This window comes from Chitinophaga horti, assembly GCF_022867795.2.
Taxonomy (GTDB): domain Bacteria; phylum Bacteroidota; class Bacteroidia; order Chitinophagales; family Chitinophagaceae; genus Chitinophaga; species Chitinophaga horti.
The window spans coordinates 230,812-254,102 of sequence record NZ_CP107006.1; the positions used below are offsets into that span (position 1 = coordinate 230,812).

Here is a 23,291-nt window from a genome sequence, read left to right on the forward strand (position 1 = left end):
AATTATAATTAATCATTATATATTTGCATGCATAAACCTATTTATCTCTCCTATGAAGAAGTATGCATTACTGTCTATGCTTGCTGTAGCCGGCCTTATGTCCTGCGGTAAAGATGACGCTAAACCAGAAATTGACACAACAAACGGTACTGCATTAGCAGCTGAATCCAAAGTTTACTACAGCACTAAGATCAAAGGCCAGTTACCAGACGGTACCGGCGGTGCGCTTTCATTAAGCGTGGATGAAGAAGACGTAATGGCGATCGACGGTCGTTATGTAATGATCTCACCGGCTCCCGGCGGCGATGTAACGGAAGGTTACTATGTTCAGTTCAAGGGCGACACTTCCGGTTACTACAAAGTTGACTACTCACTGGCCCGCAACGCCCGCCAGGCAGCTGGTCAGGAAAAAGGACACGGTCTGTTCAAAACACAGGATGGCGCTTCCCCCGAAGATTCGCTGATCACTATCAAATTGCCTGATGGCGTTAAAACAGGTAATTTCGTCATCACCATTGCGGCATATAGTGCAGGCGGCGGCGTGAGTAACAGTGTAGATGTTACTGTTAAGCTGGTGCAACCCGCTGGCTTGTCATCCCTCGTGGGCACCTGGAAGTTTACAGGTGAAATGAACCATGACAGTACCTGGGACCGCGACGTATACGCAGCCGATTCTTCTGTTGGCCCGGTTTACTGCCTGCCCAACGGCCCCACCAACTTCTGCCCGAGCGGTAATTGCGAAGTAGCCAGCGCTAAAGAACTGGTGTACCGTTACCAGATGCTGAAAAACGAAGTGGTATTATCTTCAAACGGTAACTTCACCAGTACAGAGGTTACTTCTTATACTTATATCGACTGGGCAGCTTCTGCCTGTGGTAACCTGGTCAGAAAAACTGACGAAAATACCTTTGCGATCAAAGGTGGCTGGTCTTATGACGTAGCAACCAAAACGCTCTACACAGTTATGGACGAAAACGGCGCAGCTGGTACAGAGTACGTGTACTTCGATAAAATGAAGGTGGAGCTTACCGGCAAAACTGCCATTTTCTTCGAAGAAGAATACGCGAGCGAATACACGAAGAAATAAAGAGCGTATAACCACCAAGGTTGTTGATACGAATCCTGTAGGAGGCTGCCAGTAACGAAGGCGGCCTCTTTTTATTTGTTTTGCAAACAGCAATGCCATGAATGAAAAAAGAGGGGTGATGGCCCCTCTTTTCTATATAGATATGAAATCAGACTATTCAGGTTTGCTGATCTCGATCACTTTGTCGTTATTATTGCCAATGCCAGTGCAAATGTAAACACGTCCTGCAGGGGAGATGCACACATCACGCAACCTGCCGAATTTACCACTGAAATATTCTTTGGTAGAAGCAACAGTTAACCCATCCCCACTCAGTTTCAGCTGGTACAGCCGTGAATTTTTAAGACTGGTTACCAGCAACGAATTTTTCCATTGAGGGATGCGATCGTTGTTGTAGTAATCCATGCCGGCTACTGCAAAAGTGCCTGATGTGCCGGAAGACCAGAGCGGAGCTTTTACGTTGTTCGCTGCACAGAAAGTGTTTTCCGAATCGGTATTACATGGCCCCTCTACATTTGGCCAGCCATAGTTTCTTTGTTTCTCGATGATGTTTACTTCATCCTCGATGTTAGCGCCATGTTCTGATGCGTAAAGTTTGCCATTGGCGAGTACCAGACCTTGTGGATTTCTATGCCCATAACTCCACAACGGATTGTTAGCGATGGGATTATCGGCAGGTATGCTGCCATCCAGATTTATTCTCAAAACTTTTCCATTCGGGTTTCCGGTGTTTTGTGCGTTGGCAGGTACAGCCGCGTCTCCTGTCGTAATCCACAGTTTATTATCAGCGATGAGCAACCGCGAACCATTGTGTATGCCCGCTGCGGCTATATTATCAAGCAGTACCAGGGGGGACGACAGGGTGCTGTCTTTATAAGTATAGCGCACCACTTTCTCTGTGTAAGCATTGCCTTTATTGTAGTTGTACACTACATACAAGTAACCGTTAGTTTTAAAGTCAGGATGCAGGGCCATGCCGAGCAGGCCGCCTTCATTGTTTTGTACCGCGTCGGGTACGTTGAGTAAGGGTTTAAGCGTGCCTGTTCTGGGTTCCAGGCGGGAAATGCGGCCCCCTCTTTCAGTAAGCCAGATGTGGTCGTCAGGGCCCCAGAGAATTTCCCAGGGTTGAGATAGGGTGCCAATAACAGTGCGAACACTGTCCGTAGGCCAGGACGGATCTTCGGGGCCTCCATTACCATTGTCATTGTCCTTGCCACAGCCAGACATCAGCAGGCCTGTGGACAAAACGAGTGCACATCCGAAGAAGAAGAGCGTTGTTTTCATAAGAGATCGGTTATGTGTTGAAACGGACAATATTTGTGCCTGTTACATATAGCGGCACAATAGTTGGTTGAACCTTTCTTTGGAAAATGTGTTGTATGTATGTTTAGGATGTTCATTATCAGTAATTTGTTTGGCAAGCAAGATCACTTCGTCCTTATAAATATTCCTATCCCCATACCCCGCTTACCTGATAACAATCTGAATGTCCCCGCGCTCGCAGGAACGCTGAGAAGCCATGTATTTATTAACCGTCAATAAACTTTCGTATTAAAACCAAAACATGATTTTTATGAAAAAACTGCACTTACTGACAGCAGCATTCTTATTTGTAACAACCGTATCTATGGCGCAAACACAAAGGGGTAACGTGATGGTTGGCGCCAACCTGCTGAACGTAACAGGTACGTTCCAGGAAGGGTCCGACCGTTTCCAGCTGGGTATTTCCCCTAAAGCAGGCTGGTTTATCAGGGACGGTCTCGCGATAGGTGCCGATGTACAGTTAGGACTCGATCACCGTAAAGTGGATGAATCCAAAACTACCGCCGTTAACTATGGTATTGGTGCTTTTGGTCGCTACTACATCAATGATAAGAATGTAGAGTTCTCAAAACGCAGCAAATTCTTCCTCGAGGGTAACCTGGGTTTCACGGGCAACAATACAAAAACGAAGGTAGGTGGCGCAGAAACGTCTGTAGAAACCAATGGTTTAGGTATTGGTTTTGGTCCGGGCCTGGCTTACTTCATCACCCCGAACATAGGTTTGGAGGCGCTGGTGAAGTATGACCTCGGCGTTGGTTTCGGTAGCTCTACTACCAGTCACAGAGTAGGTCTGAACCTCGGTTTCCAGATTTACCTGCCTTCTTCTAAAGCAAAAGAGATTTATCGCGAAGAGCGCAATAAATAAGTTGTTAGCTATTACGGAAAGGGCTGGCAATTGCCGGCCCTTTTTTATGTGTGCCAGGGTAGACGATAATAATGATGAACACCTGTAAGTAAAATGAACAGGAATGAACAGCATTTTTACCGGTCTACTGCTAATTTAGCGTTTGCCTGCCGGGACTCGGGATCTGGCGGCTGGGAGATGGTCGGAACAGCCATTTCCTAATAGACAAAAAACGGACAAAATGCCGGGCTGCCTCCATTACTGGGGGCAGTTCTTTTTTGGCGTGAATGCCGGGTTATTGCCTGAAATGGTGGGGATAACGTAAATCGCCGTTTGTGGATAATTTAAAATGGTGGTAAAGCTTGGAATTATCTGTAAATGTGTAAATTAGCAACATAACGGATAGATGAGTTTGTTGACCTTCCGGCAGATAATTCCACATTATTTTGCTGCCGTCCCCAATTTTCCTCCAAAAATATTTGTCCCTGTAAAAAAAAGGGTTACCTTTGCCCTCCCAAATTGTAAGGGGTAAATTAGAAGAAGTTCATTGCATATGTCTCAGAGAATTAGAATCAAGCTGAAGTCCTACGATCATAATTTGGTGGATAAGTCCGCTGAGAAGATCGTTAAAACCGTGCGTAATACGGGTGCCGTGGTAACAGGTCCTATTCCTTTGCCAACAGAAAAGAAAATTTTTACGGTACTGCGTTCTCCGCACGTTAACAAAAAGGCGCGCGAACAGTTCCAGCTTTGCACGCACAAGCGTTTGTTGGACATTTATACTTCCTCTTCCAGGACTGTGGATGCGTTGAGCAAGCTCGACCTTCCTTCTGGTGTAGAAGTAGAGATCAAGGCGTAAGGACATCGGCAGGCGGTCAATATGGGCCGCTTGAGATATTTGTAACGTTATCAAGAGATTAGGTCACGCCTTCTGGGTGGCCACCAATAAAACGAGTATTTAAACCGCTCATCCTGAGGATAGCTTTGACATCCCTCAGGCGCTGGGCATAATATATCATCAATGAAAGGTATTATTGGCAAAAAGATTGGCATGACCAGCATCTTCGAGGCTAATGGCAAGCAGACCGCCTGCACCATTATCGAAGCTGGTCCAAACGTTGTAACACAGGTTAAGTCTGAAGGAACAGACGGTTACAACGCTATCCAGGTAGCATTTGGCGACAAAAAAGAGAAGCACGCTACCAAAGCAGAAACTAATCACTTCGCGAAAGCACAGACCTCCCCTAAACGTTTCGTAAAAGAGTTCCGCAACCCTGACGTACAAAAAGCCCTTGGTGAAACCATCACCTGCGAAATTTTCGCTGAAGGTGAGAAAGTAGATGTTGTAGGTACATCTAAAGGTAAAGGTTTCCAGGGTGTTGTTAAGCGTCACGGCTTTAGCGGTGTTGGTGAAGCTACCCACGGTCAGCACGATCGTAGCAGGGCTCCCGGTTCCGTAGGTGGTTCCTCTTATCCTTCCCGCGTATTTAAAGGCATGCGTATGGCTGGCCAAACTGGTAACGAACGAGTGAAAGTTAAAGGTCTTAAGGTTCTGAAGGTATTCCCTGACAAGAATTATATCCTGGTAAGTGGTTCCGTTCCGGGCCACAATGGTTCAATCGTTTTAATCCAGAAGTAACATGACACTCGATATTTTAAATATAGAAGGAAAGAAAACAGGCCGTTCAGTAGAACTTCCTGAGGAGATTTTCGGTGTAGAGCCTAACAACCACGTTATTTACCTGGCTGTGAAACAGTACCTGGCCGCTCAACGTCAGGGTACACATAAGGTAAAGACCCGTGCTGAAGTTAAGGGTGCTTCCCGCAAACTGCACAAACAAAAAGGTACTGGTGGTTCCCGTAAAGGTAACATCCGTAACCCACTGTATAAAGGTGGTGGTACCATCTTCGGTCCAAAACCACACCGTTACGATATCAAACTGAACAGGAAAGTGAAAGATCTCGCGAAGATCTCTGCACTGTCTGCGAAAGCTAAAGAAAACGGCATCATCGTTCTGGAAGATGTAAATTTCGATGCTCCAAAGACCAAACAGTTTGTAAGCATTCTGAAAAACCTGAGCATTAACGTAGAGGGTAAGAAAACTCTGCTGGTACTGCCTGAGTACAATGACAATGTTTACCTGTCACTGAGGAACCTTCCTTCAGTTGGTGGTACCGTACTGAGCGACATCAATACTTATGACATCGTTAACACCAACTACCTGGTGTTTACCGAGAGCGCTGTAAAGATCTTCACCGAAGAGCCTACAGTAGAAGCATAAGTTAAACCGATAACAATACAATAAACAAGCAGCCGGCGCGCTGGCTGCGAAAAGCGATAAAAGATGAAACCTTCTGATGTTTTAATCAAACCGGTGGTATCTGAAAAGGTAAACAAGGCTACCGATAAATTCAACCGCTACTACTTCATTGTTGACAAAAAAGCCAACAAGCTGGAGATCAAAAAGGCAGTGGAAGAGTTTTACGGTGTAACTGTAGCTGAGGTAAATACCGCAGTAATGCCTGGTAAGAACAAATTCCGTTTTACCAAGGCTGGTTTTATTGCCGGTAAGAAGCCTTCTTACAAAAAAGCAGTAGTAACCCTCGCACAGGGTGAATCCATAGATCTGTATGCTAACATGTAGTGCCCACAACGGTTGAAATAACCGCTAGATGGATGTATATACAAGATCGAATTAAATAAACTGAATTTTAAATTCTTAGATTTTAGAAAATGGCACTGAAAAAGTACAAACCGATTACAGCCGGTACCCGTTGGAAAATTGGCAACGCTTACGCGGAGCTGACTACTGACCAGCCTGAGAAAAGCTTGCTGGAGCCTATCTCTAAAACCGGCGGTAGGAACGCACAAGGCCGTAGGTCTATGCGTTACATCGGTGGTGGACACAAAAAACATTACCGTATCGTTGACTTCAAACGTAACAAGGAAAACATTCCTGCTACTGTTAAGTCTATCGAGTACGATCCAAACCGTAGCGCATTTATCGCACTGTTGAACTATACAGACGGTGAAAAACGTTATATCCTGGCTCCTCAGGGTCTGCAGGTTGGTGCTACTGTTATCAGTGGTGCTGAAGTTGCTCCTGAACTGGGTAACGCTTTGCCGCTGAAAAACATGCCTTTGGGTACTGTGGTTCACAACATCGAACTGCAGCCTGGTAAAGGTGGTGCTATCGCGAGAAGCGCCGGTACTTACGCTCAGCTGTCGAACAAGGAAGAAAAATACGCTGTATTGAAAATGCCTTCCGGTGAGCTGCGTAAAGTATTGAATACTTGTAAAGCTACTGTAGGAACCGTTTCTAACTCAGACCACGCGCTTCAGTCAATCGGTAAAGCAGGTGCTAACCGTTGGAGAGGTATCCGCCCAAGAAACCGCGGTGTTGCGATGAACCCTGTAGATCACCCGATGGGTGGTGGTGAAGGTAAATCAAGCGGTGGCCACCCACGTTCAAGGACCGGCAAATATGCTAAGGGCCTGAAAACAAGGAAGCCACATAAGAGCTCTGATAAACTGATCATCAGCAGGAAAGGTAAAAACAAATAATATTTAAAATCCTGGTCCGGTTCCCGGATGTAACATTTGGGAACCGGTATCTGATAAACGGAATTTAAACATAACAACATGGGTCGTTCCATTAGAAAAGGTCCTTACGTAGACCTGAAATTAGAGAAGAAGGTAGATAAAATGAATGAAGGCACTAAACGTACCGTTATCAAAACGTGGAGCCGCCGTTCTACCATTACTCCTGATTTTGTGGGCCATACTTTCGCAGTACACAACGGTAACAAATTCATCCCTGTGTACGTAACGGAGTTTATGGTAGGTCATAAACTGGGTGAATTTGCGCCTACGCGTAACTTCAAAGGACACGCCAACAAGAAAATGTAATTAGTGTAAGGTTTTAGTTTTTCGGTTTCCGGTAAAGGGTATCACCCTCAGATAGAATGAAACCTGAAATACAGAACCGGAACTGAATTGAAACAATTAACACGAATCCGAAACATATAACAATGGAAGCAGTAGCTAAGCTCAATAATAATCCTACATCTCCCCGCAAAATGCGTTTGCTGGCAGACTTGATCCGCGGACTGGATGTAGAGAAAGCGCTGAACATTTTGAAGTTCCATACCAAGCACCCAAGCGTGCCCCTGGAAAAACTCCTGTTATCTGCAATTGCTAACTGGAAAGTGAAAAACGAAGGTGCAAGAGCAGAAGATGCGAACCTGATCGTAAAAACGATCTTCGTTGATGGCGGCCGCCAGCTGAAAAGAATGCGTCCGGCACCTCAAGGTCGTGGCTACCGTATCCGTAAAAGGAGCAACCACGTAACGATCGTAGTTGACAGCCGCGCATAAGCAGTAAAAGGAAACAAAAAGTATTAAACTCATAGACAAATAAAACCAGAACATGGGTCAGAAAACAAATCCTATTGGTAACAGGTTAGGTATCATCAGAGGATGGGACTCAAATTGGTATGGTAGCAAAAAAGATTTCTCTACCAAACTGATCGAGGATAACAAGATCAGGACATACCTGAATGCCCGTATCAATAAAGGCGGTATTTCACGCGTAGTGATCGAAAGAACACTGGGCAAACTCATCATCACTATCCATACTTCCAAACCTGGTATCATCATAGGTAAAGGCGGTGGCGAAGTAGATCGTATCAAGGAAGAACTGAAAAAGTTGACCGGTAAGGAAGACGTTCAGATCAACATCCTGGAGATCCGTCGCCCCGAGATCGATGCAAACATCGTAGGTGAAACAATTGCAAAACAGATTGAAAGCCGTATCAACTACAAACGCGCTATCAAAATGGCGATTGCAACTGCACTGAGAATGGGCGCTGAAGGTATCAAGGTGAAAGTAGGTGGCCGTCTTGGTGGTGCTGAAATCGCTCGTTCTGAGGAAATGAAGCAAGGACGTGTTCCTTTGCACACTTTCCGTATGGACATCGACTATGCTTCTTTGTTCGCACAAACTGTTTATGGTAAAATCGGTATCAAGGTATGGATCTGTAAAGGTGAAGTACTTGGTAAACGTGATCTGAACCCGAACGCTATCAGCGGTAAAGACGGTGAAGTTCGTGGTGGCGGTGACCGTGGCCCTCGTGGTGGCGGCGACCGTGGTGATCGCGGCGGTGACCGTGGCCCTCGCGGCGGCGGTGATAGAAGAGGTGGTGGCGACCGTGGTCCCCGCAGATAGTCTTCTTCTGATTCGAAGGAAATAAACAGGGCGGTGCAAGCTGCCGATGAATTATAAATAAACTTTTTAATAACATAAACGATGTTACAGCCAAAAAGAACGAAACACAGGAAGATGCACAAAGGCCGCATCAAGGGTAACGCAAAGAGGGGTGCAACCCTTTCCTTTGGTACTTTCGGCCTCAAAGCATTGGAACCTAAGTGGATCACTGACCGCCAGATTGAAGCGGCCAGGGTGGCTCTGACCAGGCATATGAAGCGTGAAGGTAACGTGTGGATCCGTATATTCCCCGACAAACCTATCACTGCTAAACCTTTGGAAGTGAGGATGGGTAAAGGTAAAGGTGCTCCTGATCATTGGGCTGCTGTAGTAAAACCAGGCAGGATCCTGTTCGAAGCAGACGGCGTGCCTTTGCAGGTAGCGAAAGAAGCTATGGAACTGGCCGCACAGAAATTACCGATCGCAGTGAAATTCGTAGTACGCCGCGATTACGTAGCATAAGCCACGGGTAATTATTACTACTGACTAACAAAACAGAAAAAGATAATACAATGGCAAAAGCTAAACTGGATCTGAACGGCCTGAGCGAGCAGGAACTGAAAGAGAAAATCTCTGAAGAAACCCTGCGCCTGAAGAAAGTTTCATTCGGCCACGCAATTACTCCCATCGAAAATCCGATGAGCATCCGCGGCATCAGAAGGGATATTGCACGCATGAAAACTGAACTTCGTAAAAGAGAGCTGGGCTTCTAAATCCAACGGGGACCGGCTCAGTAATGACCGGCCCATACAAATATATTTTTAAAACCTCCCGGAAGGGAGCACGGTGGTAAAATACTTTCAAAATGACCGAAAGAAAATTAAGAAAAACCAGGGTTGGTGTGGTATCCAGCAATAAAGCGGATAAAACGATCTCCGTTGCTGTTGAACGTAAAGTGAAACACCCGATTTATGGTAAGTTCGTTAAGAAAACTACCAAGTTCATGGCACACGACGAAAAGAACGAGTGCAGCATCGGCGATACCGTAAAAATTATGGAAACCCGCCCGCTGAGCAAGAATAAGTGCTGGAGACTGGTAGAGATTATCGCAAAAGTAAAATAATCAAACTAATTGTTTCAAGCTGTGGATGGGCATTACCCGGTACAGCCGCTGATTAAACAACCACAAAAAGTATTACAATGATACAACAAGAATCAAGGCTGAACGTAGCTGATAACTCTGGTGCCAAAGAAGTGCTTTGCATCCGCGTGTTGGGTAACTCCGGCCAGGACTACGCAAAAGTAGGCGATAAGATTGTAGTGACAGTGAAAGACGCTATCCCAGCGGGTGGCGTTAAGAAAGGCACGGTTACCAAAGCAGTTATCGTAAGGACCAAGAACAAATTGCGCCGTAAAGACGGATCTTATATCCGCTTCGACGATAACGCAGTTGTATTACTGAACAACTCCGACGAGCCCCGCGGTACCCGTATTTTCGGTCCGGTTGCCCGTGAGCTCAGGGATAAAGGGTACATGAAGATTATCTCTCTCGCACCCGAAGTACTGTAAGATATTCGTAGCGAAAAGGCTGATTTGGCCTTTTCGCTTTTTATATATATCTTTGCAGCCCGTTTCAAAAACGAGGAAACTTATTAATCAAGCGAAACCAATGTTTCGCTTGGCGTTTTAAATAAACAAATAATGAAAACTAGATTCAAGCCTAAATTCAACATTAAGAAAGGCGACCTGGTAGTTGTAATTGCCGGCGACGACAAGGACAGGACCAAAGCCCGCAAAGTGTTGGAAGTACTTCCCGAAAAGGCACGTGTACTGGTTGAAGGTGTTAACATCAACACCAAACACACCAAGCCAACTGCTCAAAATACCAAAGGTGGTATCGTTAAGCAGGAAGCGCCTATCGCCATCTCTAACGTTATGCTTTGGGATGCCAAAGCCGGCAAGCCTACCAAAGTAACAAGGCAGAGAGAGAACGGTAAATTAGTTCGTATAGCTAAAAAATCAGGGGAGGTAATTAAATAATGGCAAACACTACATACACACCCAGGCTGGCTACCAAATACCGCGAAGAAGTGGTAAGCGCACTGATGAAGAAATTCAACTACAAAACAGTGATGCAGGTGCCCCGCCTTACCAAAATATGCCTGAACCAAGGTATCAATGGTGCGGTTAGCGATAAAAAACTGGTAGATATCGCGGTGGACGAAATGACCCGTATTTCTGGTCAGAAAGCCATCCCTACTATGTCTAAAAAAGACATCTCTAACTTCAAACTGAGGAAACACATGCCGATTGGCGCCCGTGTTACCCTGCGTGGAGTTAACATGTACGAGTTCCTGGACAGGCTGATCGCTGTTTCCCTGCCTCGCGTACGTGACTTTAAAGGTATCAACGATAAGGCATTTGACGGCCGTGGTAACTACACACTGGGTGTTACCGAGCAGATCATCTTCCCTGAGATCGATATCGATAAAGTAACTAAGATCTCCGGTATGGACATCACGTTCGTAACGACTGCCCAAACTAACGAAGAAGCTTACGAGCTGCTGAAGGAAATGGGTATGCCGTTCAAGAACATCAAAAGAGACAATCAATAATATTCAGAAATAACAAGTCCCGGGCTTTTTAAGCCTGGGATTTGGGATTTTAAAACAGGAATATCAACAATTTAATATGGCAAGAGAATCCGTAAAAGCCAGAGAAAGAAAGAGACAAGCACTGGTAGACAAATTTGCTGAAAAACGCGCTGAGCTGAAAGCGGCAGGCGATTATGCAGCACTTGACAAACTGCCAAGGAATGCTTCTCCCGTTCGTCTGCACAACAGGTGCCAGTTAAGCGGTCGTCCCAAAGGTTACATGCGCCAGTTTGGCCTGTGCCGTAACATGTTCCGCGACATGGCCCTTGCAGGTAAAATCCCTGGTGTAAGAAAAGCTAGCTGGTAAGCACAACAAGAAGTCCGGTACCAGATTACCGGCATCAAACTGATTCCTTTCCTTTATCGGTTGGATATCGCATTGTAAATTTTTAACTTTTTCGAAACAATGGTTACTGATCCAATTTCAGACTTTTTAACGCGCATCCGTAACGCGCAGATGGCTAACCACAGGATCGTGGAAATCCCGGCCTCTAAACTGAAAAAACGTATCACTGAAATTCTGTACGACAAAGGCTACATCCTGAAGTACAAATTTGAGGAAGATAACAAACAAGGCCTGATCAAGATCGCCTTGAAATACGATCCGCAAACTAAAGTACCTGCGATCACCGATCTGCAGCGCATCAGCCGTCCAGGCCTGCGTCAGTACTCCAGCCCTGCTGACTTCAAACGCGTGAAAAACGGTTTGGGTATCTCCATCATCTCTACCTCTAAAGGTGTGATGACCGACAAAGAAGCGAAAGCTCAGAATGTTGGTGGCGAAGTAGTTTGCTACGTTTACTAAGACTTTACAGCGGCCTGAGGGCCGCTAAAAGCGTATCTGACAATTAAGCTTTCTATACGGCGCTGAACACGGATCGCTTTGAACTCAACATATAAACTTATAAACTGAAAAGTTATGTCACGTATAGGAAAGAGTCCTATCAAATTAGCAAGCGGCGTTACAGTTGCTGTTTCCCCTGCTAATGAAATCACGGTAAAAGGTCCTAAAGGCGAACTGAAGCAGGTGCTCGACAGGGATATCAAAGTAGAAGTTGCTGACGGTACCGTTACCATCACTCGTCCTACTGACCAGATCCGTCACCGCGCGCTGCACGGTCTTTACCGCGCACTGTTGCAGAACATGGTTACCGGTGTAACTGACGGTTTCAAAAAGCAACTCGAACTCGTGGGTGTAGGTTATAAAGCCGCCAACCAGGGTCAGCTGCTCGACTTGTCGCTCGGTTACTCTCACAATATCATCGTAGAAATTCCTAAAGAACTGAAGGTAGCTACCCTGACTGAAAAAGGTCAGAACCCAAAGATCATGCTGGAAGGTATCGATAAACAATTACTCGGTCAGGTTGCCGCTAAAATCCGCAGCCTCCGCAAACCTGAGCCGTACAAAGGTAAAGGTGTTCGCTACAGCGACGAAGTGGTTCGCAAGAAAGCTGGTAAATCTGCCGGTAAATAATGCGGCTTCTTTCCCGGAATGGGTAAAAAGAGTAATTGCAATATTTTTTAACAGTCCCCCTGCCTCGTTCTTACGGGGCAGGACACTGATCCCGGCAGCATCGGGATCTTAAATAAATAAACAATGAACACTAAAGTAATCAGAAGGCAGAAGATCCGCTACCGTATTCGTAAGAAGGTGAGTGGCACTGCGCAAACACCCAGGTTCTCTGTATTCCGCAGTAATGCAGACATCTACGTGCAGCTGATCGATGATACCAATGGTACCACACTGGCATCAGCTTCTTCCCGTGATAAAGACATCAAGGCACAGAAGGGCACTAAAACTGAGAAATCTAAAATGGTAGGCGCGGCACTGGCTACTAAAGCTGCTGCACTGGGCCTGACCAAAGCGATTTTCGACAGGAGCGGTTACCTCTACCACGGTCGTATTAAGGCGGTTGCCGAAGGTGCCCGCGAAGGAGGAATGCAATTCTAAATCACGCTCGCACCGGTTAACCGTTAGGAAGCCGGGTGTTAAAGCATAATTCTGACAACGTAATTCTTAATAAAACAAATGGCAAAGAATTCATTCAATAAAGTAAAAGCTGGAGAGCTGGAGCTGAAGGAAAAAGTGGTAGCTATCAACAGGGTTACCAAAACTACCAAAGGCGGTCGTACATTCAGCTTTTCTGCCCTGGTGGTTGTAGGTAACGAGAACGGCGTGGTTGGTCACGGCCTGGGTAAAGCCAAAGAAGTACAGGAAGCGATCACTAAAGGTATAGATGATGCTAAGAAGAACCTGATTAAAATACCTGTAATGCACGGTACTATTCCTCACGACCAGTTTGCTAAAGAAGGCGCTGCGAAAGTGTTGATCAAACCTGCTGCTCACGGTACTGGTGTAATCGCCGGTGGTTCTATGCGCGCCGTTCTGGAAAGCGCAGGTATCACTGACGTGTTGGCAAAATCTCTCGGTTCTGCTAACCCTCACAACGTGGTTAAAGCTACCTTCAAAGCGCTTGGCCTGCTCCGCGAGCCTGTTGCTTTCGCTAAAACCAGGAATATATCTTTGAAAAAAGTATTTAACGGATAATCTGGTTCAACAACAAATGTTGCAGGGTGGTGAAAACTGACTGCAGCGATTGTACCGAACTTCAAACTGATTAATAAAATGGCAAAGATCAAGATCACGCAGGTGAAAAGTGGCATCGACCGCCCTGAAAGGCAGAAACTGACTTTGCAGGCATTGGGCATCAGAAAGATGAACCAGTCTGTAGAAGTAGAAGCTACACCTCAGATCCTCGGCATGGTGCGTAAAGTAAACCACCTGGTAAAAGTGGAAGAAGTTAACGGTTAATTTTTAATCGTTTCTATAAACTTATTACCTAACTTTACTATTATTGCATTGCTGCGGCAATACATACTTATTTTAAACAAGCGAGCGGCTGATTTCCGCGTAAGTAAAAAAAATTAAAGACATGAACCTACATACATTAAAACCTGCACAAGGTGCTGTACATAAAGAGAAACGTTTAGGTCGTGGTGAAGCTTCCGGTAAAGGTGGCACCGCTACGAAAGGTAACAAAGGCGCCCAGTCTAACACCGGTTACTCTTCCAAAAGAGGTCACGAAGGTGGTCAGATGCCAATTCAGCGTCGTCTTCCTAAACGCGGCTTTATCAATAACAACCGTATCGAATACAAAGTGTTCAACATCGGTCAGCTTGAGCAGATCATCGAGAAATACGGTCTTCAGGAGTTCTCTCTCGAAACACTGTACATGAACGGTCTGATCAACAAAACCGCCCAGGTGAAAGTGCTTGGTCACGGTGAATTGAAAAGCAAAGTATCTTTGAAAGTGAACGCGATCAGTGAGAAAGCCAAATCGGCAATCGAAGCTGCTGGTGGTTCAGTGGAACTGGTATAAGTTTTTACGATAGAGAAGACGCCTACGGAGTAGTGCGTCTTCTCGTATTTTGCAAGCGCTATTAAACCTTGTCTTCCTGTGAAGAAATTTATCGAAACTATCAAGAATATCTGGAGTATCGAAGACCTACGCAATCGTATTCTCACTACGTTGCTGCTGGTAGCGATCTACCGTCTGGGCTCATACATCTCCCTGCCCGGTATCGATCCTAACCGCCTCATGGCTTCTTTTACCGAAAGTTCCAACAAAGGTGTATTGGGCCTGTTTAATATGTTCGCGGGTGGATCTTTCTCCCGTGCGTCCATATTTGCTCTGGGTATCATGCCTTACATCTCGGCTTCTATCGCTATCCAGCTGTTAACCATCGCTGTGCCGTACTTCCAGAAACTGCAGAAAGAAGGTGAAAGCGGTAGAAAGAAAATCAACCAATACACTCGTTTATTAACTGTCGTTGTTACTGCATTCCAGGCAAGCGCTTACGTAGCTTATCTGAAACAGCAATCAGGTGGCGCTATCATTCCTGAGTATGGTACGTTCCTGTTCTGGCTGTCTACCACGGTTGTACTCACTGCAGGCACATTGTTCGTAATGTGGCTCGGCGAGAAAATCACTGATAAAGGCATTGGTAACGGTACTTCTATCATCATCATGGTGGGTATCCTTGCCCGTCTCCCGCAATCACTCATCGAAGAGTTCGTGACCAGCACGAACGCAGGCGGTGGTGGTTTGCTGAAATTCCTGATCGAGATCGCATTCTTCATCCTGATCACTGTAGGTCTGATCCTGCTCGTTCAGGGTACCAGGAAGATCCCGGTTAACTACGCAAAACGTATCGTTGGTAATAAACAATACGGTGGTGTACGTCAGTTCATCCCGTTGAAAGTAAACGCTGCCGGTGTAATGCCGATCATCTTCGCCCAGGCGATCATGTTCATCCCGGCAACTGTTATCGGTTTCGCTACATCTCCGGAAAGCTCTTCTGGCTTTATCAGGATTTTCAGCGACCATACCAACGCTTACTATAACCTGATTTACTGTGTACTCGTAGTGGTGTTCACTTATTTTTATACTGCCCTCATCTTCAACCCGAAGCAAATGGCAGAAGAAATGAAGCGTAACAATGGTTTCATTCCGGGCGTTAAGCCAGGAGAGGCTACTGCTGACTACATCGGTGCTGTCATGGACCGCATTACTTTACCCGGCGCCTTCTTCCTGGCAGCTGTTGGTATCATGCCAGGTGTAGCTGCTGCACTGAACATTAACTCCGGTTTTGCTACCTTCTTTGGCGGTACTTCACTGCTGATCATGGTAGGTGTAATCCTGGATACCCTGCAACAGATCGAAAGCCAGTTGCTCATGCGCCACTACGATGGCCTGATGAGCTCCGGCCGCATCAAAGGCAGAAGCACTCCCGCGAACGTTTAAGCATTCGTGCTTACCCGCATATTTAGCCACCCGGCACTGGACACTAAGATGGTTTTGTCCTTGCCAGGTGGCTAAAGTTTTTAAATGAGAAAACGCGTTTTAGCCGCTTGTATAGCGGGTTTTAGCCTGGTTTTCCGTAACTTTGCAAGCTATGATTCATTATAAGACCAAAGAAGAGATAGAGCTGATCAGGAAAAGCGCGTTACTTGTGAGCGCAACTTTGGAGGAAGTGGCAAAATCAATTAAACCAGGTATGACTACCCTGGAGGTGGATGCACTGGCAGAACAATTCATCCGCGATAATGGTGCGGTGCCTGCGTTCAAAGACTATAAAGGATTTCCCAATACCTGCTGTATTTCTGTTAATCAGGCAGTAGTGCATGGTATTCCCAATAATCATGTAATCAAGGATGGTGACATCGTTTCTGTGGACGTAGGGGTGTTGAGCAATGGTTATCATGGCGACAGCGCGTATACGTTCGGGATAGGCAACGTTGCGCCTGAAATTCAGCATCTGCTGAAGGCTACGAAGGCGGCCCTCGTAAAAGGCGTGGAAAAGGCCGTTGCGGGCAACCGTATCGGCGACATCTCTTTTGCTATCCAGGAATATATTGAGAAAGAAAAGGGATATGGTATCGTACGTGAGATGGTCGGTCACGGTATAGGCAAACATCTTCATGAGGATCCGCAGGTACCGAATTATGGACGTCGCGGCAGTGGGTCGATGATGAAAGAGGGATTGGTGATTTGCATCGAGCCTATGATTAACCTGGGGACCAGGGACATTGTTTGGCTGGAAGATGGCTGGACTGTGAATACGGCCGACGGCAAACCATCTGTTCACTTTGAACATACGGTGGCGGTAATGAAGGGTAAAGCGGACCTACTTTCTACTTTTGCAGGTATTGAAGCTGCGGAGAAGAATAACGCTGAACTTTGCGCTAACTAAGTAGTACATATTTAAACGGTTGATTTTCAGTAATAATTATTCGAGTAAAAAGCGGGTAGGAGCGGCTATAGATACAATAGCAGCGCGGGAAAGAATTATTTTTCGAAATTTTTCCTTTTCAGAAACTTTTATGGTATCTTTGCATTCCTAAAAATTTTTATGGCTAAACAGGCACTTATTAAACAGGATGGGATTATTTTAGAAGCCTTGTCAAATGCGATGTTCCGGGTAAAACTGGAAAACGGGCACGAGATTCTGGCGACCATCTCTGGGAAAATGAGAATGCACTACATCAGGATTCTGCCAGGCGATAAGGTAGGAGTGGAGATGAGCCCATATGATTTATCGAGAGGAAGGATCATTTTTAGGTACAAGTAGTCAAATAGCGGGGAGTTGGAGCGATTGGCTGTGTCCCAGTAAACTGACGCACGTAGTGCACGAACAACACAACTTTTAATTTTTATCTTATAATTTAAATATATGAAGGTTAGAGCTTCAATCAAGAAAAGAAGTGCGGATTGCAAGATTGTGCGCAGGAAAGGTAAACTGCTTGTGATCAACAAAAAGAATCCTCGCTTTAAACAACGCCAGGGATAATTGGCGTGCGTAGGGGATTTCTCTGCGCGCATTTAACACTGACATTATAAATTAAACAAGTGATATGGCACGTATAGCCGGTATAGATCTTCCTAAAAACAAAAGAGGCGAAATAGGCCTGACCTATATTTTTGGTATTGGTCGTTCTACCGCCCAATATATCCTGAATAAAGCAGAAATTGATCTGAACAAAAAAGTGAAAGATTGGAATGACGACGATCAAGCCGCCATCCGTAACATCATCAACGGTGAGTTGAAGGTGGAAGGTCAGCTGCGTTCGGAAGTTCAGATGAACATCAAACGTCTGCTGGATATAGCTTGCTACCGCGGTCTTCGTCACAGGAAAGGTCTGCCGCTGCGCGGTCAGCGTACTCGTACCAACAGCCGTACACGTAAAGGTAAGCGTAAGACAGTTGCTGGTAAGAAGAAAGCACCTAAGAAATAGTAAATAGGCCCTGTGCTGATGTTCTTTCTTCCGGATCCGGGATGTCAGGCAACTAATGGGTGTTTATCATAACGGATCGGGAACAGTCATATTCGGAAATAATTATTATGGCAAAAGCAAACAATACCAAAGCTGCTGCGAAGAAAAGGGTAGTAAAGGTAGATAACTACGGAGACGTACATATCTCCGCCAGCTTTAACAATATCATTGTTAGCATCACCAATAAATTTGGTCAGGTTATATCCTGGTCTTCTGCTGGTAAAATGGGTTTCAAGGGTTCTAAAAAGAACACTCCGTACGCTGCCCAGCTGGCTGCTAGCGATGCTGCTAAAGTAGCTATCGACGCCGGCCTGAAGAGAGCTGACGTGTTTGTAAAAGGTCCTGGTGCAGGTCGTGAAAGCGCTATCCGTGCTATCGCGAACTCCGGTATCGAAGTAAACATGATCAAAGACGTAACGCCTTTGCCACACAACGGTTGTCGTCCTCCTAAGAAACGTAGGGTATAGTTTCAAACAATTTCCAGGATACAGTTTCTTTCGGTATATTTATCATCTACCGAAGGGATCGCTGAATCCTGGAATTTGCAATTCATATTTACACTTAACAGTGGGTGTGCGATCAGGTTTTAGATTTTTTGAAGAGCGCACATCGTAACTAAAAAATCTAACAAATTAAAACATGGCAAGGTACACAGGACCAAAGACCAAGATTTCAAGAATCTTCGGCGAACCCATTCTCGGTAATGGCAAGTATTTAGGTAAGAACAGCAACCCTCCCGGTCAGCACGGTGCTACCAGGAAGCGTAAACAGCTGGGCGAGTACGCTCTGCAGCTGCGTGAAAAACAGAAGGCAAAGTACACTTATGGTGTATTGGAGCGCCAGTTCCGTAACCTGTTCGAAGAAGCTAACCGTAGAAAAGGCGTTACCGGTGAAGTATTGATCAAACTGCTGGAAGCTCGTTTGGACAACACCGTATTCCGTCTGGGTATCGCTCCTAGCCGTCCGGCTGCCCGTCAGCTGGTGTCTCACAAACACATCACTGTTAACGGTCACGTAATGAACGTTCCTTCTTATCAGCTGAAACCAGGTGATATCATCGGCCTGAAAGATAAGACTGCAGGTAACACTGCGCTGACCAGCGTAATTCGCGGTAAAAACCCGAAATTCTCCTGGTTAGACTGGAACGAGAAAGAAAACAAAGGTACATTCATCGCATACCCTGAAAGGGATAGCGTTCCTGAAAACATCAAGGAACAGCTGATCGTAGAGTTGTACTCTAAATAATAGTACTTTTTTAGTCCATGACGCATGGTCCTTACTAAGGTCTGTGTGTCATGGACATTTCCGATATTATATATCATACATTCAAATCTTAAAACTATCATATCAATGGCAATTTTAAATTTCCAAAAGCCTGACAAGATCGTTTTGCAGAAGTCTACCGACTTCGAAGCTCAATTCGAGTTCCGTCCGTTAGAACCAGGTTATGGCGTGACCATCGGTAACGCACTTCGTCGTGTGTTGCTGTCGTCTCTGGAGGGCTATGCCATTGTGGGTATAAAGATTGAAGGCGCCGATCACGAATTTGCTACCCTGAAAGGGATTACTGAAGACGTGACAGAGATTATCCTGAACCTGAAACAGGTGCGCTTCAAGAAGATCGTTGAGAATGAAGTTAGTAACGAAAAAGTGCAGATCTCTATTAAAGGTAAAACGGAGTTCCGCGCCGATATGATAGAGAAAGCCACTAACTCTTTCCAGATCATGAACCCCGAGCTGCTGATCTGCACACTCGACCCGTCCGCTAAACTGGACATCGAACTGACCATCGGTAAAGGCCGTGGTTATGTGCCCGCAGAGGAAAACAAACCCAAAGATGCCATTTTCGGCTACATCGCAATCGACTCTGTTTTCACGCCGATCAAAAACGTGAAATACAGCATCGAAAACACGCGTGTAGAGCAGAAAACTGACTACGAAAAACTGATCATGGAAGTGGTTACCGATGGTACCATTCACCCGGAAGAGGCAGTTAAACAGGCATCCCGCATCCTGATCCAACACCTGATGATCATCACAGATGAAAACATCAGCTTCGATACTAAAGACACTGAGAAAGAAGATGTAGTGGACGAACAAACACTGCAACTCCGTAAGATCCTGAAAACTCCGCTGGAAGACCTGGACCTGAGCGTACGTGCGTTCAACTGTCTGAAAGCTGCGAAAATTAACTCTCTGAGCGAACTGGTACAGTACGAGCAGGAAGAGCTGATGAAGTTCAGGAACTTCGGTCAGAAATCTCTCAGCGAAATCGAACAAGTGCTGGGCGAAAGAGGTCTTCACTTCGGTATGGACCTTTCCAAACTGAAACTGGACGAAGAGTAGTCGTTAAACTACTTATCTATAATTAAACAAGTACCCTGTAATTCCTGACACGGTACAGGGGAATAAAACAACAATGTCATGCGTCACGGAGTTAAATTAAACAGACTGAGCCGTAAATCGGCCCACCGCAAAAGCCTGATGAGCAATCTGGCTATGGAACTGATCAGCCACAAGCGTATCACTACCACTCTTGCTAAAGCCAAAGCCCTGCGTGTATACGTTGAGCCACTGCTGACAAGAGCGAAGGAAGATAACACGCACAACCGCAGGATCGTATTCAGCTATCTTCAGGATAAAGAATCGATCAAAGAACTGTTCGGTGTTATCAGCGAGAAAATCGCTAACCGTCCTGGTGGTTACACCCGCATCATTAAGCTGGGTAAACGTATGGGCGATGCTGCTGAGGTTGCAATGATCGAGCTGGTGGACTTCAACGAGGTTTACGGTAAAACAGTTGCGAAAGAAGCTGCTCCTGCTAAGAAAACTCGTCGTGCCGGTGGTGCGAAGAAGAAAGCAGAAGGCGAAGCTCCAGCTGCAGAAGCTACAGAAGAAAAAGCAGCTGAATAGTTGTTACTATAATCTTCTTGTTATAAAGGACAAAGCATTACGCTTTGTCCTTTTTTTATATGTGGCAGGGTATTTGTATCTTTGACTTCGTCATCTGTCTATCCTATAAGCGAAAACCGACAACACCTATGCATTATTTAAAATGTGATAATTGCGGTTATCTTAATCCGCTCAAATCCGAATACGCTACTTTCTGCGAACATTGCGGTAAAAAGTTGAAGGATAATTTTGGTACCTGGAAGCTTACGCATCCGCAATCTGATTTCGAAAAATTTAAGCAGGAGGTTGGACTTAGCGGGGATGATGCCGCTATAGGCCAGAAACAATTCCGTCGCAGTAAAACATCACCTAAGGTGAAACGGATCATTGCTATTGCCGTAGCGATTGTCGTTGGGGTTGTGGTTGCGGGATTCGCAGGCCGCCTGGGAGAACGGGTAGCCAAATCCTTTAATGAAGTAAAGGCGCCGGCGGAATGGTTGACTGGGTCGTGGAAAACGTTTACCCCTTTTACAGGAAGTAACTTCACGATCGAAACGCCCGTGAACTTAACTGCCAGGAAATATGACTTACCCCCTGACGTACAGCAGCACATCAAAGATATGCACGCGTACGAAAATGCCGAGAAGGATGGAATGAAGATCGCTGTGAGCAAGGCCATATATAATGATGGGATTACTACGGACCTAAATGGGGCAGCCGACGGTACCATCAATAGCTTACAACAGCAACCAGACGTAAGCCAATTTGATTTCACCCGCCAGGAAATATCGGTTAATGGCACACCTGCTATCTTACAAAAGGGTAGTTACGTTTACAGGAAAAGTACGGCTTTACAATTTATCACCCTGAGCATAGCTAAAGACAACGAGCTTTACCAGGTGATGTCGATCTATGGGGCGGCTGACGATACGGGAAGTACGGTTGCTGGCCGTTTTATCCGGTCTGTAAAGCTTTAATTAACCCTTTTAAAAATTTTTCTCTCAATCGTCTTTCGATTTCGTACCTTTGCGGAGTTTTTTTAACCGGTACTTTCGGACCGGCCGGAAGCACCACAAAAATAAGACAGTAAGAAGAATGCCTCAGTCAAGATCCACCCAGCCTGCCATGCTGATGTTAGAAGATGGCACTGTTTACCATGGTAAAGCTTTTGGAAAGATCGGCACTGCCGCCGGTGAGCTTTGCTTTAACACTGGAATGACGGGTTACCAGGAAGTGTTTACCGATCCTTCCTATAAGGGACAGGTATTGATCATGAACAATTGTTATGTAGGTAACTATGGCACGAAGAAGGAGGATGTAGAGAGCAGTTCTGTGAAGATCAGTGGTCTCATCTGTAAAAATATTTCGTACAACTACTCCCGCAAGCAGGCAGACGAATCTTTGGAGCAGTTCCTGGCTGAAAATAACCTGGTAGCGATCTATGATGTCGATACCCGCGCGCTCGTGTCGCACGTACGCAGCAAAGGTGCAATGAACTGTATCATTTCTTCCGAAATACTTGACGAAGCGAAACTTAAGGCAGAACTGGCTAAAGTTCCATCTATGGAAGGCCAGGCCCTGTGTGCAGAAGTATCCACCGACGAAGCCTATACTGTTGGTGATCCTAATGCAGAAATCCGCATTGCTGTGATGGACAACGGTGTGAAGCGCAACATGCTGAAATGCCTCTCCGATCGCGCTTATTTGAAGGTGTTCCCTACAGATACGCCTTTTGAGGAAACGGAGAAATTCCAGCCGCATGCTTACTTCATTTCTAACGGTCCTGGCGATCCGGCACCATTGACTTATGCAGTAGATAATATCAAAAAGATACTGGAAGCTGAGCGTCCAATGTTCGGCATCTGCCTTGGACACCAATTGCTGGCGCTTGCTAACGGCATCCCGACTTATAAAATGCACCACGGTCACCGTGGACTGAACCATCCGGTTAAAAACCTATTGACCGGCCGTTGCGAAATTACCACCCAAAACCATGGCTTTGCCATTGATGCGGAAGCGGTTAGCAAATCAGAAAATGTAGAGGTTACGCACGTTAACCTGAACGATAACTCTGTAGAAGGTATCAGGATCAAGAACAAGCCTGCGTTCTCTGTGCAGTATCACCCGGAATCAACTCCAGGTCCGCACGACTCAAGGTATTTGTTCGATGACTTCTTTACGATGATTAAAGCGAATATGTAGGAGCGTTGAATCCTTTTAATAAGATACTGTTCGATTAGTATGTAGAAAACCAAAAGGTCCCGAGGAATCGGGACCTTACTATTTTATAAATTCCACGTTATGAAAACTGATGCAAAGGTACACGGTCCTTTGCCAATATCATTTTATGTAATTGTTACTTTGAGCGGTGAGGAGTGGACAAAAAAATACGGCCCCGAGAACGGAGCCGTTTGCCTTTATAAATTCCACGTTATGAAAAACTGATACAA

Annotated in this window: 35 protein-coding genes; 34 read left to right on the forward strand and 1 reads right to left on the reverse strand. The window is 45.7% G+C overall.

Annotated features, from left to right (window positions below):
• Positions 1 to 52: 52 nt before the first annotated feature.
• On the forward strand, positions 53 to 1,087 hold the full coding sequence (locus MKQ68_RS01000; protein WP_264281710.1) for a hypothetical protein: 1,035 nt from the start codon (positions 53 to 55) through the stop codon (positions 1,085 to 1,087).
• A 153-nt stretch (positions 1,088 to 1,240) separates the two neighbouring features.
• Here the strand turns inward: MKQ68_RS01000 and MKQ68_RS01005 are convergent, their stop codons facing one another.
• Complete coding sequence (locus MKQ68_RS01005; RefSeq protein ID WP_264281711.1) at positions 1,241 to 2,371, reverse strand: PQQ-dependent sugar dehydrogenase; 1,131 nt, start codon at positions 2,369 to 2,371, stop codon at positions 1,241 to 1,243.
• Between the two features lie 289 nt (positions 2,372 to 2,660).
• On the opposite strand from MKQ68_RS01005, the gene MKQ68_RS01010 reads away from it, so the two are divergent.
• The 33 genes from MKQ68_RS01010 (at position 2,661) to carA (ending at position 23,043) form a co-directional block, all read left to right on the forward strand.
• A complete protein-coding gene (locus MKQ68_RS01010) occupies positions 2,661 to 3,275 on the forward strand; it encodes an outer membrane beta-barrel protein (RefSeq protein ID WP_264281712.1) in 615 nt (204 codons plus the stop codon).
• 532 nt (positions 3,276 to 3,807) lie between these two features.
• The gene (gene rpsJ, locus MKQ68_RS01015) at positions 3,808 to 4,113 is read left to right on the forward strand and encodes a 30S ribosomal protein S10 (RefSeq protein WP_012789286.1); all 306 of its coding nucleotides are present in this window, start codon (positions 3,808 to 3,810) and stop codon (positions 4,111 to 4,113) included.
• Between the two features lie 162 nt (positions 4,114 to 4,275).
• Complete coding sequence (rplC, locus tag MKQ68_RS01020; RefSeq protein WP_264281713.1) at positions 4,276 to 4,893, forward strand: 50S ribosomal protein L3; 618 nt, start codon at positions 4,276 to 4,278, stop codon at positions 4,891 to 4,893.
• Between the two features lies 1 nt (position 4,894).
• Positions 4,895 to 5,536, forward strand: coding sequence for a 50S ribosomal protein L4 (gene rplD, locus MKQ68_RS01025; protein WP_264281714.1), 642 nt, complete (start codon positions 4,895 to 4,897; stop codon positions 5,534 to 5,536).
• 63 nt (positions 5,537 to 5,599) lie between these two features.
• A complete protein-coding gene (gene rplW, locus MKQ68_RS01030; protein WP_244837289.1) occupies positions 5,600 to 5,899 on the forward strand; it encodes a 50S ribosomal protein L23 in 300 nt (99 codons plus the stop codon).
• 89 nt (positions 5,900 to 5,988) lie between these two features.
• On the forward strand, positions 5,989 to 6,819 hold the full coding sequence (gene rplB / locus MKQ68_RS01035) for a 50S ribosomal protein L2 (protein ID WP_264281715.1): 831 nt from the start codon (positions 5,989 to 5,991) through the stop codon (positions 6,817 to 6,819).
• Positions 6,820 to 6,897: 78 nt separating this feature from the next.
• Complete coding sequence (gene rpsS, locus MKQ68_RS01040) at positions 6,898 to 7,164, forward strand: 30S ribosomal protein S19 (RefSeq protein ID WP_244837288.1); 267 nt, start codon at positions 6,898 to 6,900, stop codon at positions 7,162 to 7,164.
• Positions 7,165 to 7,286: 122 nt separating this feature from the next.
• Positions 7,287 to 7,631 (forward strand): 50S ribosomal protein L22, encoded by a 345-nt coding sequence (rplV, locus tag MKQ68_RS01045; RefSeq protein WP_264281716.1) that lies wholly within the window; start codon positions 7,287 to 7,289, stop codon positions 7,629 to 7,631.
• Positions 7,632 to 7,683: 52 nt separating this feature from the next.
• Entirely contained in the window at positions 7,684 to 8,481 is a 798-nt protein-coding gene (rpsC, locus tag MKQ68_RS01050) for a 30S ribosomal protein S3 (protein WP_264281717.1), read from the forward strand.
• An 81-nt stretch (positions 8,482 to 8,562) separates the two neighbouring features.
• Positions 8,563 to 8,982, forward strand: coding sequence for a 50S ribosomal protein L16 (rplP, locus tag MKQ68_RS01055; protein ID WP_244837286.1), 420 nt, complete (start codon positions 8,563 to 8,565; stop codon positions 8,980 to 8,982).
• A gap of 50 nt (positions 8,983 to 9,032) precedes the next feature.
• The gene (rpmC, locus tag MKQ68_RS01060; protein WP_264281718.1) at positions 9,033 to 9,233 is read left to right on the forward strand and encodes a 50S ribosomal protein L29; all 201 of its coding nucleotides are present in this window, start codon (positions 9,033 to 9,035) and stop codon (positions 9,231 to 9,233) included.
• A gap of 92 nt (positions 9,234 to 9,325) precedes the next feature.
• A complete protein-coding gene (gene rpsQ / locus MKQ68_RS01065) occupies positions 9,326 to 9,583 on the forward strand; it encodes a 30S ribosomal protein S17 (RefSeq protein WP_264281719.1) in 258 nt (85 codons plus the stop codon).
• A 77-nt stretch (positions 9,584 to 9,660) separates the two neighbouring features.
• Positions 9,661 to 10,029, forward strand: coding sequence for a 50S ribosomal protein L14 (rplN, locus tag MKQ68_RS01070; RefSeq protein WP_244837283.1), 369 nt, complete (start codon positions 9,661 to 9,663; stop codon positions 10,027 to 10,029).
• A gap of 132 nt (positions 10,030 to 10,161) precedes the next feature.
• Complete coding sequence (gene rplX / locus MKQ68_RS01075) at positions 10,162 to 10,500, forward strand: 50S ribosomal protein L24 (protein WP_264281720.1); 339 nt, start codon at positions 10,162 to 10,164, stop codon at positions 10,498 to 10,500.
• Entirely contained in the window at positions 10,500 to 11,075 is a 576-nt protein-coding gene (gene rplE, locus MKQ68_RS01080; protein WP_264281721.1) for a 50S ribosomal protein L5, read from the forward strand. Before rplX ends, rplE begins: the two co-directional genes overlap by 1 nt.
• 76 nt (positions 11,076 to 11,151) lie before the next feature.
• Positions 11,152 to 11,421 carry a 30S ribosomal protein S14 gene (gene rpsN / locus MKQ68_RS01085; protein WP_244837282.1) on the forward strand — a complete coding sequence of 90 codons (270 nt, stop codon included), beginning with the start codon at positions 11,152 to 11,154 and terminating at the stop codon, positions 11,419 to 11,421.
• 99 nt (positions 11,422 to 11,520) lie between these two features.
• On the forward strand, positions 11,521 to 11,919 hold the full coding sequence (gene rpsH / locus MKQ68_RS01090; RefSeq protein ID WP_264281722.1) for a 30S ribosomal protein S8: 399 nt from the start codon (positions 11,521 to 11,523) through the stop codon (positions 11,917 to 11,919).
• A 114-nt stretch (positions 11,920 to 12,033) separates the two neighbouring features.
• Positions 12,034 to 12,588: a 50S ribosomal protein L6 gene (gene rplF, locus MKQ68_RS01095; protein WP_244837281.1), complete on the forward strand. Its 555-nt coding sequence runs from the start codon at positions 12,034 to 12,036 to the stop codon at positions 12,586 to 12,588.
• A gap of 123 nt (positions 12,589 to 12,711) precedes the next feature.
• Positions 12,712 to 13,065: a 50S ribosomal protein L18 gene (gene rplR, locus MKQ68_RS01100; RefSeq protein WP_264281723.1), complete on the forward strand. Its 354-nt coding sequence runs from the start codon at positions 12,712 to 12,714 to the stop codon at positions 13,063 to 13,065.
• Positions 13,066 to 13,143: 78 nt separating this feature from the next.
• Positions 13,144 to 13,662: a 30S ribosomal protein S5 gene (gene rpsE, locus MKQ68_RS01105; RefSeq protein WP_264281724.1), complete on the forward strand. Its 519-nt coding sequence runs from the start codon at positions 13,144 to 13,146 to the stop codon at positions 13,660 to 13,662.
• 78 nt (positions 13,663 to 13,740) lie between these two features.
• Entirely contained in the window at positions 13,741 to 13,926 is a 186-nt protein-coding gene (gene rpmD, locus MKQ68_RS01110) for a 50S ribosomal protein L30 (RefSeq protein WP_264281725.1), read from the forward strand.
• 121 nt (positions 13,927 to 14,047) lie between these two features.
• Positions 14,048 to 14,494, forward strand: coding sequence for a 50S ribosomal protein L15 (gene rplO, locus MKQ68_RS01115; protein ID WP_244837277.1), 447 nt, complete (start codon positions 14,048 to 14,050; stop codon positions 14,492 to 14,494).
• Between the two features lie 78 nt (positions 14,495 to 14,572).
• Positions 14,573 to 15,919, forward strand: coding sequence for a preprotein translocase subunit SecY (gene secY, locus MKQ68_RS01120; protein WP_264281726.1), 1,347 nt, complete (start codon positions 14,573 to 14,575; stop codon positions 15,917 to 15,919).
• Between the two features lie 151 nt (positions 15,920 to 16,070).
• Positions 16,071 to 16,868 (forward strand): type I methionyl aminopeptidase, encoded by a 798-nt coding sequence (map, locus tag MKQ68_RS01125; protein ID WP_264281727.1) that lies wholly within the window; start codon positions 16,071 to 16,073, stop codon positions 16,866 to 16,868.
• A gap of 219 nt (positions 16,869 to 17,087) precedes the next feature.
• Positions 17,088 to 17,246, forward strand: a complete 159-nt coding sequence (gene infA / locus MKQ68_RS01130) for a translation initiation factor IF-1 (protein ID WP_432803738.1) — start codon at positions 17,088 to 17,090, stop codon at positions 17,244 to 17,246.
• Between the two features lie 102 nt (positions 17,247 to 17,348).
• On the forward strand, positions 17,349 to 17,465 hold the full coding sequence (rpmJ, locus tag MKQ68_RS01135; RefSeq protein ID WP_072360626.1) for a 50S ribosomal protein L36: 117 nt from the start codon (positions 17,349 to 17,351) through the stop codon (positions 17,463 to 17,465).
• Between the two features lie 64 nt (positions 17,466 to 17,529).
• Complete coding sequence (gene rpsM, locus MKQ68_RS01140) at positions 17,530 to 17,910, forward strand: 30S ribosomal protein S13 (protein WP_244837274.1); 381 nt, start codon at positions 17,530 to 17,532, stop codon at positions 17,908 to 17,910.
• Positions 17,911 to 18,017: 107 nt separating this feature from the next.
• Positions 18,018 to 18,416 carry a 30S ribosomal protein S11 gene (gene rpsK, locus MKQ68_RS01145; protein ID WP_244837273.1) on the forward strand — a complete coding sequence of 133 codons (399 nt, stop codon included), beginning with the start codon at positions 18,018 to 18,020 and terminating at the stop codon, positions 18,414 to 18,416.
• A 172-nt stretch (positions 18,417 to 18,588) separates the two neighbouring features.
• Entirely contained in the window at positions 18,589 to 19,194 is a 606-nt protein-coding gene (gene rpsD / locus MKQ68_RS01150; RefSeq protein ID WP_264281728.1) for a 30S ribosomal protein S4, read from the forward strand.
• 105 nt (positions 19,195 to 19,299) lie between these two features.
• Positions 19,300 to 20,295 carry a DNA-directed RNA polymerase subunit alpha gene (locus tag MKQ68_RS01155; RefSeq protein ID WP_264281729.1) on the forward strand — a complete coding sequence of 332 codons (996 nt, stop codon included), beginning with the start codon at positions 19,300 to 19,302 and terminating at the stop codon, positions 20,293 to 20,295.
• A gap of 78 nt (positions 20,296 to 20,373) precedes the next feature.
• Positions 20,374 to 20,862 (forward strand): 50S ribosomal protein L17, encoded by a 489-nt coding sequence (rplQ, locus tag MKQ68_RS01160; RefSeq protein WP_264281730.1) that lies wholly within the window; start codon positions 20,374 to 20,376, stop codon positions 20,860 to 20,862.
• 128 nt (positions 20,863 to 20,990) lie between these two features.
• Positions 20,991 to 21,818, forward strand: coding sequence for a zinc ribbon domain-containing protein (locus MKQ68_RS01165; protein WP_264281731.1), 828 nt, complete (start codon positions 20,991 to 20,993; stop codon positions 21,816 to 21,818).
• A 118-nt stretch (positions 21,819 to 21,936) separates the two neighbouring features.
• Entirely contained in the window at positions 21,937 to 23,043 is a 1,107-nt protein-coding gene (gene carA / locus MKQ68_RS01170; RefSeq protein WP_264281732.1) for a glutamine-hydrolyzing carbamoyl-phosphate synthase small subunit, read from the forward strand.
• Positions 23,044 to 23,291 lie beyond the last annotated feature (248 nt).

What these genes read in the sequence shown, in the direction of transcription:
- rplP (WP_244837286.1), top strand. Translation starts at nt 8,563, where the DNA reads ATGTTACAGCCAAAAAGAACGAAACACAGGAAGATGCACAAAGGCCGC.
- rpsE (WP_264281724.1), top strand. Translation starts at nt 13,144, where the DNA reads ATGGCAAAGAATTCATTCAATAAAGTAAAAGCTGGAGAGCTGGAGCTG.
- carA (WP_264281732.1), top strand. Translation starts at nt 21,937, where the DNA reads ATGCCTCAGTCAAGATCCACCCAGCCTGCCATGCTGATGTTAGAAGAT.
- rplW (WP_244837289.1), top strand. Translation starts at nt 5,600, where the DNA reads ATGAAACCTTCTGATGTTTTAATCAAACCGGTGGTATCTGAAAAGGTA.
- rplC (WP_264281713.1), top strand. Translation starts at nt 4,276, where the DNA reads ATGAAAGGTATTATTGGCAAAAAGATTGGCATGACCAGCATCTTCGAG.
- rpsQ (WP_264281719.1), top strand. Translation starts at nt 9,326, where the DNA reads ATGACCGAAAGAAAATTAAGAAAAACCAGGGTTGGTGTGGTATCCAGC.
- MKQ68_RS01165 (WP_264281731.1), top strand. Translation starts at nt 20,991, where the DNA reads ATGCATTATTTAAAATGTGATAATTGCGGTTATCTTAATCCGCTCAAA.
- MKQ68_RS01000 (WP_264281710.1), top strand. Translation starts at nt 53, where the DNA reads ATGAAGAAGTATGCATTACTGTCTATGCTTGCTGTAGCCGGCCTTATG.
- rpsJ (WP_012789286.1), top strand. Translation starts at nt 3,808, where the DNA reads ATGTCTCAGAGAATTAGAATCAAGCTGAAGTCCTACGATCATAATTTG.
- rplO (WP_244837277.1), top strand. Translation starts at nt 14,048, where the DNA reads ATGAACCTACATACATTAAAACCTGCACAAGGTGCTGTACATAAAGAG.
- MKQ68_RS01155 (WP_264281729.1), top strand. Translation starts at nt 19,300, where the DNA reads ATGGCAATTTTAAATTTCCAAAAGCCTGACAAGATCGTTTTGCAGAAG.
- rpmC (WP_264281718.1), top strand. Translation starts at nt 9,033, where the DNA reads ATGGCAAAAGCTAAACTGGATCTGAACGGCCTGAGCGAGCAGGAACTG.
- MKQ68_RS01010 (WP_264281712.1), top strand. Translation starts at nt 2,661, where the DNA reads ATGAAAAAACTGCACTTACTGACAGCAGCATTCTTATTTGTAACAACC.
- rpsS (WP_244837288.1), top strand. Translation starts at nt 6,898, where the DNA reads ATGGGTCGTTCCATTAGAAAAGGTCCTTACGTAGACCTGAAATTAGAG.
- rpsD (WP_264281728.1), top strand. Translation starts at nt 18,589, where the DNA reads ATGGCAAGGTACACAGGACCAAAGACCAAGATTTCAAGAATCTTCGGC.
- rpsC (WP_264281717.1), top strand. Translation starts at nt 7,684, where the DNA reads ATGGGTCAGAAAACAAATCCTATTGGTAACAGGTTAGGTATCATCAGA.
- map (WP_264281727.1), top strand. Translation starts at nt 16,071, where the DNA reads ATGATTCATTATAAGACCAAAGAAGAGATAGAGCTGATCAGGAAAAGC.
- rplR (WP_264281723.1), top strand. Translation starts at nt 12,712, where the DNA reads ATGAACACTAAAGTAATCAGAAGGCAGAAGATCCGCTACCGTATTCGT.
- rplD (WP_264281714.1), top strand. Translation starts at nt 4,895, where the DNA reads ATGACACTCGATATTTTAAATATAGAAGGAAAGAAAACAGGCCGTTCA.
- rpsN (WP_244837282.1), top strand. Translation starts at nt 11,152, where the DNA reads ATGGCAAGAGAATCCGTAAAAGCCAGAGAAAGAAAGAGACAAGCACTG.
- rplV (WP_264281716.1), top strand. Translation starts at nt 7,287, where the DNA reads ATGGAAGCAGTAGCTAAGCTCAATAATAATCCTACATCTCCCCGCAAA.
- rplB (WP_264281715.1), top strand. Translation starts at nt 5,989, where the DNA reads ATGGCACTGAAAAAGTACAAACCGATTACAGCCGGTACCCGTTGGAAA.
- rplQ (WP_264281730.1), top strand. Translation starts at nt 20,374, where the DNA reads ATGCGTCACGGAGTTAAATTAAACAGACTGAGCCGTAAATCGGCCCAC.
- rplX (WP_264281720.1), top strand. Translation starts at nt 10,162, where the DNA reads ATGAAAACTAGATTCAAGCCTAAATTCAACATTAAGAAAGGCGACCTG.
- rpmD (WP_264281725.1), top strand. Translation starts at nt 13,741, where the DNA reads ATGGCAAAGATCAAGATCACGCAGGTGAAAAGTGGCATCGACCGCCCT.
- rpsK (WP_244837273.1), top strand. Translation starts at nt 18,018, where the DNA reads ATGGCAAAAGCAAACAATACCAAAGCTGCTGCGAAGAAAAGGGTAGTA.
- infA (WP_432803738.1), top strand. Translation starts at nt 17,088, where the DNA reads ATGTTCCGGGTAAAACTGGAAAACGGGCACGAGATTCTGGCGACCATC.
- rplN (WP_244837283.1), top strand. Translation starts at nt 9,661, where the DNA reads ATGATACAACAAGAATCAAGGCTGAACGTAGCTGATAACTCTGGTGCC.
- rpsM (WP_244837274.1), top strand. Translation starts at nt 17,530, where the DNA reads ATGGCACGTATAGCCGGTATAGATCTTCCTAAAAACAAAAGAGGCGAA.
- MKQ68_RS01005 (WP_264281711.1), bottom strand. Translation starts at nt 2,371, where the DNA reads ATGAAAACAACGCTCTTCTTCTTCGGATGTGCACTCGTTTTGTCCACA.
- rpsH (WP_264281722.1), top strand. Translation starts at nt 11,521, where the DNA reads ATGGTTACTGATCCAATTTCAGACTTTTTAACGCGCATCCGTAACGCG.
- rpmJ (WP_072360626.1), top strand. Translation starts at nt 17,349, where the DNA reads ATGAAGGTTAGAGCTTCAATCAAGAAAAGAAGTGCGGATTGCAAGATT.
- rplE (WP_264281721.1), top strand. Translation starts at nt 10,500, where the DNA reads ATGGCAAACACTACATACACACCCAGGCTGGCTACCAAATACCGCGAA.
- rplF (WP_244837281.1), top strand. Translation starts at nt 12,034, where the DNA reads ATGTCACGTATAGGAAAGAGTCCTATCAAATTAGCAAGCGGCGTTACA.